The organism is Comamonas sp. A23 (assembly GCF_004522605.1).
In the GTDB taxonomy this organism is placed as follows: domain Bacteria; phylum Pseudomonadota; class Gammaproteobacteria; order Burkholderiales; family Burkholderiaceae_C; genus Comamonas; species Comamonas thiooxydans.
Window position 1 is genome coordinate 36,064 of sequence record NZ_RSDT01000010.1, and the last position, 14,964, is coordinate 51,027.

16 protein-coding genes are annotated in these 14,964 nt (G+C 62.0%); 13 read left to right on the plus strand and 3 right to left on the minus strand.

Annotation, left to right across the window (positions count from 1 at the left end; translation table 11 throughout):
* Positions 1–51: 51 nt before the first annotated feature.
* A complete protein-coding gene (locus EIC84_RS19715; protein WP_003066815.1) occupies positions 52–2,451 on the plus strand; it encodes a DUF1631 domain-containing protein in 2,400 nt (799 codons plus the stop codon).
* 105 nt (positions 2,452–2,556) lie between these two features.
* Here the strand turns inward: EIC84_RS19715 and dprA are convergent, their stop codons facing one another.
* Together dprA and EIC84_RS19725 are read right to left on the minus strand one after the other, a co-directional pair.
* Positions 2,557–3,750, minus strand: a complete 1,194-nt coding sequence (gene dprA / locus EIC84_RS19720; RefSeq protein ID WP_003066818.1) for a DNA-processing protein DprA — start codon at positions 3,748–3,750, stop codon at positions 2,557–2,559.
* 13 nt (positions 3,751–3,763) lie between these two features.
* Positions 3,764–4,951 (minus strand): LysM peptidoglycan-binding domain-containing protein, encoded by a 1,188-nt coding sequence (locus EIC84_RS19725; protein ID WP_003066820.1) that lies wholly within the window; start codon positions 4,949–4,951, stop codon positions 3,764–3,766.
* Between the two features lie 203 nt (positions 4,952–5,154).
* Between EIC84_RS19725 and def the strand changes: the two genes are divergently transcribed.
* The 8 genes from def (at position 5,155) to EIC84_RS19765 (ending at position 11,279) form a co-directional block, all read left to right on the plus strand.
* Positions 5,155–5,667, plus strand: a complete 513-nt coding sequence (gene def, locus EIC84_RS19730) for a peptide deformylase (RefSeq protein ID WP_003066822.1) — start codon at positions 5,155–5,157, stop codon at positions 5,665–5,667.
* 11 nt (positions 5,668–5,678) lie between these two features.
* Complete coding sequence (locus EIC84_RS19735) at positions 5,679–6,176, plus strand: membrane protein (RefSeq protein ID WP_003066825.1); 498 nt, start codon at positions 5,679–5,681, stop codon at positions 6,174–6,176.
* Between the two features lie 42 nt (positions 6,177–6,218).
* Positions 6,219–7,184, plus strand: coding sequence for a methionyl-tRNA formyltransferase (fmt, locus tag EIC84_RS19740; RefSeq protein WP_003066827.1), 966 nt, complete (start codon positions 6,219–6,221; stop codon positions 7,182–7,184).
* Positions 7,181–7,951, plus strand: coding sequence for an AzlC family ABC transporter permease (locus tag EIC84_RS19745; protein WP_003066828.1), 771 nt, complete (start codon positions 7,181–7,183; stop codon positions 7,949–7,951). The genes fmt and EIC84_RS19745 overlap by 4 nt, the downstream gene beginning before the upstream one ends.
* Positions 7,948–8,280, plus strand: a complete 333-nt coding sequence (locus EIC84_RS19750; protein WP_003066830.1) for an AzlD domain-containing protein — start codon at positions 7,948–7,950, stop codon at positions 8,278–8,280. Before EIC84_RS19745 ends, EIC84_RS19750 begins: the two co-directional genes overlap by 4 nt.
* Before the next feature lie 222 nt (positions 8,281–8,502).
* On the plus strand, positions 8,503–9,696 hold the full coding sequence (locus EIC84_RS19755) for a phosphoglycerate kinase (protein ID WP_003066833.1): 1,194 nt from the start codon (positions 8,503–8,505) through the stop codon (positions 9,694–9,696).
* Positions 9,697–9,991: 295 nt separating this feature from the next.
* Positions 9,992–10,471, plus strand: coding sequence for a Crp/Fnr family transcriptional regulator (locus EIC84_RS19760; RefSeq protein WP_034347941.1), 480 nt, complete (start codon positions 9,992–9,994; stop codon positions 10,469–10,471).
* Between the two features lie 142 nt (positions 10,472–10,613).
* A complete protein-coding gene (locus EIC84_RS19765; RefSeq protein WP_003066837.1) occupies positions 10,614–11,279 on the plus strand; it encodes a hypothetical protein in 666 nt (221 codons plus the stop codon).
* A 22-nt stretch (positions 11,280–11,301) separates the two neighbouring features.
* Here EIC84_RS19765 and EIC84_RS19770 read toward each other — a convergent pair whose 3' ends face one another.
* Positions 11,302–11,859 (minus strand): adenine phosphoribosyltransferase, encoded by a 558-nt coding sequence (locus EIC84_RS19770; RefSeq protein ID WP_003066840.1) that lies wholly within the window; start codon positions 11,857–11,859, stop codon positions 11,302–11,304.
* A gap of 111 nt (positions 11,860–11,970) precedes the next feature.
* On the opposite strand from EIC84_RS19770, the gene EIC84_RS19775 reads away from it, so the two are divergent.
* From EIC84_RS19775 to EIC84_RS19790, 4 genes are read left to right on the plus strand one after another with little or no spacing between them, the layout of a single operon-like run.
* Complete coding sequence (locus EIC84_RS19775; RefSeq protein WP_003066843.1) at positions 11,971–12,972, plus strand: SIS domain-containing protein; 1,002 nt, start codon at positions 11,971–11,973, stop codon at positions 12,970–12,972.
* On the plus strand, positions 12,972–13,532 hold the full coding sequence (locus EIC84_RS19780; RefSeq protein ID WP_003066845.1) for an HAD family hydrolase: 561 nt from the start codon (positions 12,972–12,974) through the stop codon (positions 13,530–13,532). The genes EIC84_RS19775 and EIC84_RS19780 overlap by 1 nt, the downstream gene beginning before the upstream one ends.
* The gene (lptC, locus tag EIC84_RS19785) at positions 13,529–14,149 is read left to right on the plus strand and encodes an LPS export ABC transporter periplasmic protein LptC (protein WP_003066847.1); all 621 of its coding nucleotides are present in this window, start codon (positions 13,529–13,531) and stop codon (positions 14,147–14,149) included. Before EIC84_RS19780 ends, lptC begins: the two co-directional genes overlap by 4 nt.
* A gap of 3 nt (positions 14,150–14,152) precedes the next feature.
* Entirely contained in the window at positions 14,153–14,944 is a 792-nt protein-coding gene (locus tag EIC84_RS19790) for an SDR family oxidoreductase (RefSeq protein ID WP_003066849.1), read from the plus strand.
* Positions 14,945–14,964: the final 20 nt, after the last annotated feature.

Sequence of the window (14,964 nt, forward strand, 5' to 3'; positions counted from 1 at the left end):
TGACCATTGCGGCGGGTGCATGACTGCTTCTGCCGCCATTACACTTACGGAATGACTCTCTCGCAGTCTTCCTCCACCGCGCCTGCGGCCCCGCAACAGCTGGGCTGGCAGGCGCGCTTGCGTTGGGTCCATGGCATTTGTCAGGGCCTGCCCAAGGTCGCTCGGCAACTGGATGAATTCCTCTCCAACCAGAGCAGTGCCGTCTCCACTGCCAAGGAGATGCAGGAGTGGCGCGAGGCCTGGGTTGGCTTTCAGCAGAACAAGGACGCCTGGTTGCAGGCAGGCGCTCAGGCGCTGCAGCAGGCTGCGCGCAAGCCGCCCTCCGCTAGTACGGAAAGCAACTCGTCAGGCTCGGCTCCGCTGACCTTCGAGCTGCTCAGCGACGATGTCGTCGAAAACAAGATTCTTGCCTCCCGCATGGCCCTGGCCATGGGAGAGACGCTGCAGCCCGGCTTCGAGGCCATGCGCCTGCGCATTCAGGCACTGGAGGGCCATGAGCTGGCTTCCCGGGACATGTTCCGTGCCGAGACCATCTGCCTGCATCTGGTCGAGCAATGGCTGAGCTGCGGCATGGAGCGCAAGCATTTGCTGCGGGCTGTGGAGCCTCTGCAGAATGCGCTGGCACCGCTGATGGAGTCCGAATACAGCATCCTGCACAAGCTGCTGGATGCCAAGGGCGTCAGCAAGGCCCAGGATGCCCCGCTGCGCGTGCGACGTACCGAGGGTGGCCCGTCCACCGGTGCCATGCATCTGGGCGCCAGCAGTGGCTATGGCAATGCATCCGATGCGGGTTGGACCAACTCTGCCATGCAGTACATGCCGGCCGGTATGGCTGCCGGTCTGGGCGTCGGGACTGGGATGGCTCCGGGCATTGCCCTGCCGCCAGGCGCCAGCGCCGGCCTGGGCATGCTGGCGCGGGCGCGCCATCGCGCGCTGGATGCCATGAATCAGCTGCGCCAGGTGCTGAGCCAGCCTGCAGTCGGCATTCCAGGACTGATGCCTGGCACGCCTGTCGTTCCCATGCCTCCGGCGTCTGCCGCTCTGGCGCAGGCGCTGCAGGAGCAGCAACAACTGATGGCGGCCGAGCTCCAGGCCCAGTATCCGTCTGCGGCCGGCTCGGCCATGGCTATGCCTGCCATGGACTACAGCCCGGCAGCGATCGGCCAGCTGGTCAATCTGGTGCGCGAGCGCTCGGCTGATTGGAAGCAAAAGGCCGAGACCAAGAGCGAGAAGGCGACCATCGAGGTGGTGGCGCTGATGTTCCAGAGCATTCTTTCGGAAGACCGGCTGCCGCCGTCCATTCGCGTGTGGTTCGCGCGCCTGCAGGTCCCGGTTTTGCGCGTGGCCCTGGCCGAGCCGCAGTTCTTCAGCGATCTCAACCACCCGGCGCGCAAGCTGATTGACCGCATGGGCTCCTGCGTCATGGGCTTTGATGCCAGCAGCATCAATGGCAATGCGCTGGAGACCGAGATCCGCCGTGTGGTTCAGGTGATAGAGCAGTACCCTGAAACCGGGCAGAAGGTCTTCGCCCTGGTGTTGCGCGAGTTCGAGGAATTCCTCACCAGGCACTTTGCCCAGAACCGGTCAACGGCCAAGATCACCAGCGTGGCTCAGCAGGTGGAGCAGAAGGAGACGCTGGCCATCCAGTACACCATAGAGCTGCGCAATATGCTCACCGACATGCCGGTGCGCGAAGAGGTGCGAGACTTTCTCTTCAAGTCCTGGGCCGATGTGCTGGCCATGGCCACCGTGCGCTATGGCGCCAAGGATGCGCGGGCCATGCGCCTCAAGCAGGCGGCCAGCGAGCTGGTCTGGTCGGCCAGCGCCAAGCCCTTGCGTCAGGAGCGCGCGCGTGTCATCCAGGGCCTGCCGACCTTGCTGCAGACCTTGCGTGAAGGACTGGAGCTGGTGAGCGTGACCGGCGATGCACAGTCTGCCGCGATCAAGGTGTTGACCGATACGCTGGCCCAGGCCTTCATGTCCAAGACGGCAGCCATTCCGGCCGAGCGTATCGAGGCCATGGCCAAGCGCCTGGCGGAGCTGGAGAAATACATCAGCGAGGATGGCAAGCTCGACGATATGCCGCTGTCCAGCGAGAGCATAGAGCTGATGCTGGGCGTGGATGCGGGCGATCTGAACGTTATTCCCAACACGGACAGTCCGGTGGAGCCCGCCATGCTGGAGTGGGCCCAGTCGCTGGAAAGCGGTCGCTGGTTCACGCTGGACCACAACGGTGCCCGTGTGCAGGTGCAATATGTCTGGCATAGCCGTCGCAAGCATCTGCATTTGTTCGCTTCGCTGGATGGACACTGCTATCTGCTGCAGGCGCAACGCATGGCGACCTATCTGCAGGCCGGCTTGCTTGCGGTGCATGATGCCGAAGCCCTGACGGTGCGTGCCACGCGCGATGCACTGCAGAAAATTCAGGCGAATCCGGAAAGACTGGCCTAAGCCCCTGAGGTGCTTTGCATCTTTCTCCTTTCTCTACGCGCTGCACCAGGGAAGGGCGCGGCCCTTGCTTGGCGTCGCCTTGTCGGGATATGCCGGTTTGGGGCTTCAGCTTTGCGTAAGTCGCTGGTACAGGCCGCCAGGCAGGCGCGCGACCAGGCCGTCGAGCTCCAGTTCCATCAGCTGCGCCTGCAAATGGGCGGCATCCCAGCCCGTGCGATCGCTCAAGGACTCCAGTGTCATGGGGTCATGGCCCAGCGCCTGCAGCAACGGGTTATCCGGTGTCGATGCCTTGTTTTTGGCAGCTTCCTGCGCTGGTTCGGCTCTGGTCGACGCGAGTTTCAGTCCTTGAAGCTCTTCGAGCACGTTGTCAGCGGTTTCCACCAGCTTGGCACCCTGGCGTATCAGCGCATGGCAGCCCTTGGCCTGCGGCGCGTGGATGGAGCCGGGGATGGCAAAGACTTCACGCCCCTGCTCGTTGGCCAGGCGGGCCGTGATCAGTGAGCCAGACTGCAGTGCGGCTTCCACGACCAGGGTGCCTTGCGACAGGCCCGAAATGATGCGGTTGCGCTGAGGGAAATGCCGAGGCAGGGGCTCGCTGCCCAGCGGGTATTCGCTGATGACCAGCCCATTGCGCGCAATTTGCTGTGCCAGCTTGGTGTGCGCACGCGGATAGACCTGATCGAGTCCGGTGCCGACGACGGCAATCGTGCGGGGGGTAGGGCCTGAGCGGGCCTGAAGTGCTCCCTCATGGGCAGCTGCATCGATGCCGCGTGCCAGACCTGAGACTATGCACAGCCCTTGCTCGGCCAGTGCCTGCGCCATGCTGCGCGCATTGATGACTCCCTGGGCGGATGGATTGCGGCTGCCCACCATGGCCAGGGTGGCCGGGTAGGGAAACCAGGGCCCGGCAGATGCCAGCAGTACCGCTGGACCTTGGACAAACAGCAGCAGGGGCGGATCTTCGGTCTGCAGCAGGCAGTCCGGATACTGAGAGTTGCCCAGATGAATCACGGTGTGCAAGATACCCGGCGCGGGGGAGCTCAGCCAGCGGGCCAGTGCGCTGCAATGCTGCTCCCAGTCTGCCGGGAGCTCTGTCAGAGCCTTGATCTGCGCCTGAGTGGCGCATTCCGCCCATGTGGACAGCGGCAGCCGCCAGACCGCGTCTGCACTACCGGCGCTGGCCAGCAGGCGGCGTGCCGTGGTGCGTCCGAGACCCGGTGTCAGCAGCAGGCGCAGCCAGGCCAGAATTTCGGCATCGGGTGAGGCATGGAGCGCATCTTGTGAAGGGGGCGACACCATGCTCACGCTCCATTCAGGGCTGGGGCGACTGCAGGCCATCGCCCACATTCACGCCACGCTGGGCCGTGGTGATGAGCGCGTAGGAAACCCGGTCAAACACCTTGAAGACCATGGCATAGCCATTGGCCTCATCGGGCAGCTTCACCCGGTCACGGCTGGGGCTGGTCTTGTCCACGATGACATTGCCCTTGCTGACGAGTTCCAGCACTGCGCCGATGTCCATGCCGTCCTGGGCTCCCTTGTTGATGGCAATGACCTGATTCTGAGCTGCGTTATAGCCCACCGAGTCACCATAGATGGAGACCACGGCGGCATCTACCGCATGGCGCGGGGCATGGGGCACATAGCTCAGATACTGCTGCTCGGGCGAGGGCAGCAGACGGTCACCTGCGCGGATTTCATTCTTGGAGCGGATGATGTCCACTGTTCCAGGCGTGGTCTGTACAGGCTGGCCTGGCGCGGATTCAAGCAATGTTTCACTACGCGCCACGGTGGCACTGCCCAGGTACTTGGCTTCGTAGCCAAGGATTTCCCCGGTGATGGGGTCCTTGAGCGGCGTGGCATCGCGGAAGATGCGATAGCTCGCGGGCCTGCCCTTGCCGGTGGTGACCAGCGCGCCACCGGAGTTGCGTACATAGGCGCGATCGCCATTGGCCATGAGCACGCGCTTGTCCTGGGTGGCGATGATGCGCGGGGCTTGTGTAAGTGCCTGGCTGTCCACCACCAGCGGCTCGGCCAGGAAGGGCTCGATCAGATGCGGCGGCAGCGTGGGCAGGGCCAGGTCGTTCAGTGACGATTCACGCGTTTGCGGCGACAGGCGCACTACCCCGGAATCGCCGTTGGGGGCCGTGGTCGATAGACGGGCATAACCGTTGCTGCGCACCAGATACAGCACCTGGCCGGGGTAGATCTGATGAGGGTTGGCGATGCTGGAGAGGTTCATGCCCCAGAGTTCAGGCCAGCGCCAGGGCTGGCGCAGATACATGCCAGAGATGCCCCAGAGCGTGTCGCCGCGCTTGACGGTGTACTGTGTGGGAGCGTTGGGCGCCAGTTCGTTCTCGGGGATGCCTTGCTGAGCGACTTGCTGTGCGGTGGAGCGCTGGGTGGCGGTCACAGGATAGCTTTGGGCGTGGACCGAAGTCAGGGCTGCAAGCAATGTGGCTCCAATGCTCAAGGCGCGTGCAGTGGCAAATGCGGTCATGAAGTTCCTTCTGGCGGGATTCGTTTGCTGCAGCGTCCCTCGCGTCGCCGCACTGTGGCCGATCTTGGCATAGCCAGCCAACAAGTCTTACAAATGTGTCGAAATTCTCGATGCAAGGCCTCGATAGATCAATGTTTATTGAGGACGTGACAAGCGTTTGGCGTCAAATGTTGGGACAATAACGACAGATTTACCGAGACACCATGGCCATTCTTCCCATCCTCTGCTACCCCGATCCCCGTCTTCACAAGGTCGCCAAGCCCGTGGCGCAGGTGGATGAGCGCATCCAGACTCTGGTGAAAGACATGCTCGAGACCATGTATGACGCCCAGGGCATCGGCTTGGCCGCGACACAGATCGATGTGCATGAGCGCGTTATCGTGATCGACGTGTCCGAGAAGCGCAACGAGCCCATGGCCTTGATCAACCCCGAGATTCTCTGGGCCAGCGAGGAAAAGCAGCTGGGCGAGGAAGGCTGCCTATCCGTGCCCGGCATCTACGACGGCGTGGAGCGCTCCATTGCCGTCAAGGTCAAGGCCCTGGATGAGAGCGGCAACAGCCGTGAGATCGACGCCGAAGGCATGCTGGCCATCTGCATCCAGCACGAGATGGATCACCTGCTGGGCAAGGTGTTTGTCGAATACCTCTCGCCGCTGAAGCGCAATCGCATCAAGACCAAGCTGGTCAAAGCCCAGAAGCAGGCCCTGAGGGCCTGATCGGAGTGTCCATGTCCCTGCCTCGCCTGCAAACACTGTTGACTGCCAGTCTGCTGGCATTGGGGCTGGCGGGTTGCATGGTGCCCCAGTGGCAAAAGCCTGGCATGCCTCAGGCCGAGGTGGAAAAAGGCATGGGCAAACCCACTCTGGTCGTGCCTCTGCCCGAGGGCGGCCAGCGCCTGGTCTATAGCCAGCAGCCCGCCGGTCAGCAGGTCTATCACATGGACTTCGATGCCCGGCACAAGCTGGTGCGTGTGGAGCAGGTGCTGGATACCGCGCATTTTTTCGCGTTGCGCAATGGTGTGGATACCCGTGACGATGTCTACCGCATGTTCGGCCCGCCCGCCAAGGTCGAGAGGGTCTACAGCTTCAAAGGTGACATCTGGACCTACCGTTTTCTGGACAATACCGTTGCTCGGCGTGCCCATGTGCACATAGACCCGCAAGGTGTGGTGCAGAAGGTCATGTTCACCGATGAGAGCATTTACTTCAAAGAGCCGCATCTTTGAACATCTGGCAGCCGGCGGCTGCCTTTTTAATTTGTGAGTCCCATGAAAGTCATTTTTGCCGGCACGCCCGAATTTGCGCGCGTGGCCCTGGAGAGTCTGCTGGCTGCAGGTTTTGAAGTTCCGCTGGTGCTGACCCAGCCGGACCGTCCGGCCGGGCGTGGCATGAAGCTGCAAGCCTCTCCCGTCAAGCAGTGCGCCCTGGAGCATGGCATTGCAGTGGCTCAGCCGCTGAGTCTGCGTCTGGACGGCAAATATCCCGAAGACGCCGCTGCCGCCAAGGCCGCGATCGATGCCGCTCAGGCCGATGTGATGGTGGTTGCGGCCTATGGCCTGATCCTGCCGCAATGGGTGCTTGATACGCCTCGCCTGGGCTGCCTGAACATCCATGCCAGCCTGCTGCCGCGCTGGCGCGGTGCAGCGCCGATTCATCGCGCCATCGAGGCCGGTGACGCCGAAACCGGCGTCACCATCATGCAGATGGATGCCGGCCTGGATACCGGCGATATGTGTGTGATCGAGCGCCTGCCGATAGCCGCAGGCGACACCACGGCCAGCCTGCAGGACAAGCTGGCCGCGTTGGGTGGCCGCCTGATCGTGGAAGCGCTGGAAATGGCGGCCTGCGGAGGTCTCAGTCGCACGCCACAGCCTGCCGATGGAGTGAGCTATGCACACAAGATCGAGAAGGCCGAGAGCCTGATCGACTGGAACGAAAGCGCCGAAGTCATTGCGCGCCGCTTGCGTGCCTTCAACCCCTTCCCCGGCGGCGCCACCAGCCTGGGCGGCGAGGCCATCAAGGTCTGGGAAGCAGAGGCCCAGCAAGGCAGCGGCGCGCCCGGCTCCGTGCTGTCGGCCGACGTCCGCGGCGTGCGCGTGGCCTGTGGCAGTGGCGTGCTCAATATGACGCTGTTGCAGCGCGCGGGTGGCAAGCGTCTGGCCGCTGGCGATTTTCTGCGCGGTTTCGAGCTGCCCGCAGGCGCGCAACTGGGCGAGGGTGCTGGCGAGGTATGACGGATATGGCGTTCACGCTGAGTCAGCGTGCGAAATCGATAGTCAGGGATCCGTTCTTCTGGGTCGGCTCCAAGGAGATGGGCGGCACCGCCCTGGGCATCGCCGCCTGGGGCCTGGTAACCGGTGTGGCCATGGTCAAAAGCGGTCTGTCCGTTCCCCTGGCGCTGCTCATGGGTTTGACTGTCTATGCGGGCAGTGCCCAGCTGGCCGTGCTGCCGCTGATGGCCGTGGGGGCTCCGCTGTGGGTGGTCTGGTTCACCGCCATTTGCGTGAACCTGCGTTTTGTGATTCTGTCCAGCATGTGGCGCAGCTATTTCGCCAAGCTGAGTCTGCGTCACCGTCTGGCGGTCGCCTATTTCAGCGGCGATGTGATTTTCGTGAACTTCATGCGTCGCTACCCAGAGGCCAGGCCGCAGCCCGAGCAACTGCCCTATTTCTGGGGCGCAGCACTGACCAACTGGCTGGCCTGGCAGATCCCGTCCACGCTGGGCATTTTCCTGGCCGACCAGATTCCTCTGTCCTGGGGGCTGGGCTTTGCCGGCGTGCTGGCGTTGTTGGGCGTGCTGCTGTCCATGCTCAAGGACCGTGCAACCTGGGTGGCCTCCATCGTGGCCTGTACGGCAGCCGTGGCGGCTTTTGCGCTGCCGCTCAAGCTCAATATCCTGGTGGCGATCGCAGCTGCGGTGGCTGCAGGCCTGACGGCCGAGCAACTGCAAAAGCAGGCCGGCCGGCTGCCTGCGGTGAAGAATGAGGAGGACCGGTCATGATGAGCAGTTTCTGGGTCATCGTTGCCTGCATCGGTCTGGCCCTCATCACGCTGATCACGCGTGCTTTCTTCATGATCCCCGAGCGTGAACTGCCGCTGCCCGACTGGCTCAAGCGCGGGCTCAAATACGCACCGCTGGCGGCCCTGGCGGCGGTGATTGCGCCCGAGATCGTGATGAGCAATGGTCAGCTGATCAACAGTCTGGCTGATGCTCGGCTGCCTGCGCTGGCCGCTTCGGTGGTGTATTTTTTTTACAAGCGCAGCATTCTTGGCACCATTGCTCTGGGCATGGCGATTTATCTGCCTCTGCATATCGGTCTGGGCTGGTAGCTCCAAGACCAGAGAAAACAGGAGCTGCGTGCTCCTGTTTTCATATGGGCTGTCTATAAAAAGGCTTGAAACCAAGTTACAGAGCGCGCAGGATGCTCCTGTTTTTGAGTCGAGTAAGCGTGTAAAAGCGATGCCTGAAAGTGGCGATCGCCCTAGAATGCAGGCAGATTTTGTGTTTTCCAACCTTTGTATGGGCGACTTTCGGAGTCGCTTTTTTGCTGCATGAACATCATCCGCTTCTCCGATCTGTGCGCCCAGGGCAAGGCCCAGGGTCAACGTGTTTTCATCCGTGCCGACCTGAACGTACCCCTGAACGACGCTGGTGAAATCACCGAAGACACGCGTGTGCGCGCTTCCGTGCCTGCGATTGAAATGGCTTTGAAGGCCGGCGCTGCCGTGATGGTCACCAGCCACCTGGGTCGCCCCACCGAAGGTGAATTCAAGCCCGAGGACTCGCTGGCTCCCGTGGCCAAGCGCCTGTCCGAGCTGCTGGGCCGCGATGTGCCCCTGGTCGCCAACTGGGTGGACGGCGTGCAGATTGCTCCCGGCCAGGTCGTGCTGCTGGAGAACTGCCGTGTCAACGTGGGTGAAAAGAAGAACAAGCCCGAGCTGGCCCAGAAGCTGGCCAAGCTCTGCGACATCTTTGTGAACGATGCCTTCGGCACCGCTCACCGTGCCGAAGGCACGACCTACGGCATCGCCGAATACGCCCCCATTGCCTGTGCCGGCCCGCTGCTGTCGGCCGAGATCGACGCGCTGAACAAGGCCCTGGCCGCGCCTGCGCGCCCCCTGGCCGCCATCGTCGCTGGCTCCAAGGTGTCCACCAAGCTGACCATCCTCAAGAGCCTGGCCGACAAGGTGGACCAGCTCATCGTGGGCGGCGGCATTGCCAACACCTTCATGCTGGCTGCCGGTCTGAAGATCGGCAAGAGCCTGGCCGAGCCCGATCTGGTGGCCGATGCCAAGGCCGTGATCGACGCCATGGCTGCCCGTGGTGCCAATGTTCCCGTGCCCACCGATGTGGTCACCGCCAAGACCTTTGCTGCCGACGCCGTGGCCACCGTCAAGAAGGCCTCCGAAGTGGCCGACGACGACATGATTCTGGACATCGGCCCGGAAACCGCAGCCCTGCTGGCCGAGCAGCTCAAAAAGGCCGGCACCATCGTCTGGAACGGCCCCGTGGGCGTGTTCGAGTTCGACCAGTTTGCCAATGGCACCAAGGTCATCGCCCAGGCGATTGCCGAGTCACCCGCCTTCAGCATTGCCGGCGGTGGCGACACCCTGGCCGCCATTGCCAAGTACGGCATCGAAAAGGATGTGGGCTACATCTCCACCGGCGGCGGCGCCTTTCTGGAAGTGCTGGAGGGCAAGAAGCTGCCGGCCTTCGAGATCCTGGAAAAGCGCGCCCATGGCTGATTTCCTTGAGAAATGGCGCTAACCCAAATGGGAAGAGCGATGTAAGCTATTAAAAAAGGATCGAACCATCGATCCTTTTTTGCTTTGACGCGGATGAAGATGCAGACACTTTGGGGAAGTAAAAGCAACTCCGCACCGCAAGTGATTGGCGGGACTGTCAGAGTCGCTTAGCATTCAGCCTGCGTTGATGGTGAGCCATGGCGCGCTATGAATTTCTTTTACCCTGAGCGGCCGGGATGCGTATCCGGATTTGTCCACCGGATGGCATGCGGCGTTCGCGTTCCATCCACTGCTTATGTTCGCTTCAACACCTCAGGATTTGTCGGCGCTGATCCAGGCGATGACGACCTCGGTTGCCACCGATACCGCTCAAAACGTGCTCAGTGCCGCTCAATGGGAGTTGCTGGCGCCGTATCTGCAGCCGATCAATCTGGCGGCCAGCGAGGTGTTGTTTGCCGAAGGGGCGCTGGATCGCAATCTGTATCTGGTGGAGTACGGCTCGCTGAGCGTGCATTACCAGGATTCGAAGGAAAGAATCCGCCTGGCTTTGGTGGGGCCGGGAGCGATTGTGGGGGAAGGGGCCTTCTTCGCCCATAGACCACGCAAGGCCACGGTGCAGGCCGCAGCGCCCAGCCGTCTATGGTGTCTGACAGCGCTGCGTTATTCCGAAATTGCCAACCGTCAGCCTGCTCTGGCCCTGGCGCTACTGACCATGGCAGGTCAGGTGCTGGCCCGCCGCGCAGGGGACAGTCGTCGCCGGGTGGCCAGCACCTGAGTGAAGATTTTTTGTGTGCCGGCCGGTTTGGCGGCTTGATCCACGTCGGACAAAGGCTAATATTTTGGTAAATGTCACGAGCTGCTCCAGACCTGGAGGCAGAATGTGTCTCGTTGTAAATCCTGCTTGTTCGAGTGTGCTCATGTCCCTGTTTCGATGGTTTTCTCGCGGGCCTCGCCGAGAAGGTAGCACGCAAGCACCGCGCCACGAGGATGATGCAGTAGCGCGTCAGTCGCAGCGCCGGGAGCGCTCCGCCAGACGCGAGCAGCTGTACGTCATCGTGCGCGAAGCCATGGTCAGGGTCGGCATTCTTTCGGCCGGCTACAAGTTCAAGGTGCTCTCGCTGGACAACGTCGGCCAGCGCTTTGTCGTGATGGTGGATCTGGCTCCTGCATACGCTGCGGATGCTCCGCAGCAAAGACGTATCGAGGCATTGATTGCCGAGCTCGCCAGAACCCGCATGGATGCTGGGGTTCACGCCGTTTACTGGCGCGTGAACGGGCAGCTTCAAAGCGCTGCTAGCCCTGATTTTGCGCAGACGCAGTTTGACGGGGCCGTACCCCCGATGAAGGCGCCACGCCATGCTCCGGTTGCGGCACATTCAGGCCGCTCTTTCGAGCCCATTGACGCGCAGGAAATGGATGCGTTCAAGCAGGCGGTGGCCATGGCTGCTGCATCGCCTGCGAGTGTTCGTCCATCACGCCAGGCGCCATTGCTGGGCCCTGGCTCTGGCCATGAGGAAGGCGGCGAATTTGCCGTCTCCGGACTGGGCTCTCTGGGCACGACGCAGTACGGAGAGCTGCGCTGATCCAGGGCTGTTGCGGGGCTGCTCAGTGCCCGGCAAAGTCCACCAGAGTGAACAGGGGCAGGCCGCTGTCCTTGAGGTGCTTGGAGCCGCCCAGTTCCGGCAGATCCACAATCGCTGCGCCTTCCACCACGGTAGCCCCCAGCTTTTCCAGCAGTTTCTTGCCGGCCATCATGGTGCCGCCGGTGGCGATCAAATCGTCAATCAGCAGCACACGGTCGCCGGACTTGACGGCATCGGTGTGCAGCTCCACGGTAGCGCTACCGTATTCGAGCTCATAGGTTTCCTCCACCGTGGTGAAGGGCAGTTTGCCTTTTTTGCGGATGGGCACAAAGCCGACGTTGAGCTCGTGGGCGATCACGGCACCCAGAATAAATCCGCGTGCATCCAGGCCGGCAACCACGTCGGGGCGCAGCTTGGGGTCCATGTAACGGTGAACAAAGGCATCGGTCATGATGCGAAAGACCTTGGGGTCCTGCAGCAGGGGCGTGATGTCACGGAATTGCACGCCCGGCGCAGGCCAGTCCGGCACGGTGCGGATATGGTCACGCAGATAGTCGTTGACGCTGGTGGAAGTTTGCATGTGTCCGCCTGAGTTCTTGAATGCTCGCCAGTGTATGGGCTCGGGCTTGAAATGCGGGCCAAAGGGATGTTGCCCGCTGCCCGGCAAGCATGGGCTGGCTAAAATCCGGGCATGAATTCTGATGCTGCCAATTCGCGTCTGATCGACGCACCGCGAGCTTTGAACCTGGCCCGCGAGGCCCTGGATATAGAGGCCGCTGCCTTGCGTGCGATGTCGGTGCGCCTCAATGGCGCATTCACGGCGGTGGTTCAGCGCATTCTGCAGCTGCCGGGCCGTGTGGTGGTCATGGGCATGGGCAAAAGCGGGCATGTGGGCCGGAAGGTGGCCGCGACGCTCGCGTCCACAGGGACTCCCTCCTTTTTCGTGCACCCCGCAGAAGCCAGTCATGGCGACCTGGGCATGCTGACACAGGATGATCTGGTGCTGGCGCTGTCCAATAGCGGCGAGACCGATGAGCTGACGGGCGTGTTGCCTGCCATCAAGCGCATGGGCGTGCCCCTGGTGGCCGTGACCGGCGGTCTGCAATCGACACTGGCCAAGCATGCAGACTGGGTGCTGGACACCCATGTCGACAAGGAAGCTTGTCCCTTGAACCTGGCACCCACTGCCAGCACCACGGCTCAGCTGGCCATGGGAGATGCGCTGGCCGTGGCCTTGCTCGATGCCCGGGGCTTTGGTGCTGAGGATTTTGCGCGCTCACACCCCGGAGGAGCATTGGGGCGACGCCTGCTGACCCATGTGCGCGATGTAATGCGCCGTGGTGTCGATGTGCCCCAGGTTGCCCAGGATGTGAGCAGCGTGGACCTGATGCGCGAAATGAGTGCCAAGGGCCTGGGCTGCTCCGCCGTGGTCAACGCATCCGGTGAGCTGGTGGGGATCTTTACCGATGGTGATTTGCGCCGCTGCGTGGAAGCTGGCGTGGATCTGCGCAGCCGCACGGCGCAGGACGTCATGCATGCCAGGCCTCTGACGATCAAGCCCGATCTGCTGGCGGTGGCTGCGGCACGCATGATGGAAGAGCATGGCATTACCGCAGTGCTGGTGGCCGATGACAACCAGCGCCTGCAGGGTGTGGTGCATATTCGCGATCTGATGCGTGCCAAGGTGATTTGATGAACCGACCTGCTCTGACACCCCGCCAGCAATGGGACCCACAGTTGCTGCTCAAGGCCCAGGGAATTCGTGTGGCCTTCTTCGATGTGGATGGCGTGCTGACCGATGGCGGCCTTTATTTCTCGGGTGAGGGTGAGGTCCTCAAGCGCTTCCATACGCTGGATGGTCATGGCCTGAAAATGTTGCAAAAGGCCGGCATCACGCCGGCCGTGGTGACGGGGCGAGACTCTGCGCCGCTGCGCTTGCGCTTGAAGCAACTGGGCATTGAACATGCGCGCTTTGGCACGGAGGACAAAGTGCCGGCTGCCGAGTCCATCCTGGCTGAACTGGGTCTGCAATGGCCGCAGGCCGCCGCCATGGGGGACGACTGGCCCGATCTTCCCGTCATGCGTCGCAGCCACTTTTCCTGCGCACCCGCCAATGCCCATGACGAGGTATCACATGTGGCGGACTGGGTCAGTGCCAAGAATGGCGGAGAGGGGGCGGTGCGGCAGTTCTGCGATCTGCTGCTGGCCGCCAATGGTGCTTATGCGGCGCTGCTTTCGGGGTATGGCTCATGAGCGGGCAATGGCGCCGTGTGGGCGACAAGGCCTCGATGTACCTCCCCGTGCTCATCATGGGTCTGCTGGCGCTGGGCACCTGGTGGCTGGTGCGCAATGCTCCCAAGCCGATTGTTAGTGGCGCGGAGAAGGCCGTGCGGCACGACCCGGACTATTTCCTCAAAGACTTCGTCATCAAGAATTTCGAAGCATCGGGCCGCCTCAAAAATCGCCTGAATGGCGCGACAGGTGAGCACTTTCCCGATACCGATACGCTGGAAGTCTACGACGCACGCATGCTGAGCTTCACGCCTGATGGACGCAGGACCGTGGGCAGCTCCAACCGGGCATTGAGCAATGGCGACGGCTCGGAAATCCAGATGTTCGGCCAGGCCGTCATTCAGCGCGAGCCGGTGCCTGCAACTGCAACCCAGAAGGCCTTGCCTGCCATGCGGCTGGAGAGCGAGTTCCTGCAAATCTGGCCCAATGACGAACGCGTCAGCACCAACAAAGCTGTGGTCATGACCCGTGGCAACGACAGATTTACCGGTGACAGCATGCAGTACGCGCACCTTGATCAGATTCTGCAGATGCAGGGGCGGGTCAAGGGCGTCATCCAGCCCAGCCAGAAGCCGTAAATCATGGCAGGGCATGGGGCCGGACTCGTCTATATCACCGGTGCCTCCAGCGGCATTGGGCAGGCCCTGGCCTGGTATTACTATCAGCGTGGCTGGTCGATCGCACTGGTGGCAAGACGCACCGTGCTCATGGAGCAATGGGCGCAGTCCATGCGAATGGATGCATCCCGCTACGCCGTTTATGGCGCGGATGTCACGAACATAGCAAGTGCTTGCAGTGCTGCGAATGCCTGTCTGGAGCGCCAGGGCCTGCCTGATGTTGTTATTGCCAACGCGGGAGTCAGCTGGGGTGTGGATACCTCCTTGCGCGAGGATCTTGAGGTCATGCAGCAGGTGCTGGCCAGCAACACCATGGGGTTGGCTGCAAGCTTTCAGCCGTTTATTGCACCCATGGTGCGACGCGGCTCCGGGCGTCTGGTGGGTATTTGCAGTGTGGCTGGTATTCGCGGCCTGCCCGGCCATGCCGCATATTCGGCCAGTAAAGCGGCCGCCATTGCTTACTGTGAGAGTCTGCGTGTTGAGTTGCAGAAATCCGGGGTCTCTGTGACCAGTTTATTGCCTGGCTATGTGGACACTCCGTTGACGAAAAATAATCCGTATTCCATGCCTTTTCTGCTCTCGCCCGAGGAGTTCGCAAGGCGTGCCTTTCGGGTTATAGAGCGCAAAGCCAGATATGCGATTATTCCCTGGCAGATGAGGATTGTCGGCGGCGTAATGCGGGTGCTGCCCGCTTATCTGTGGGATAGATTGACTCTGGGAAAAACCAGAAAGCCCAGGCATCTAAAAAAGGATTGAGTGGAAGACATTGGGAAATG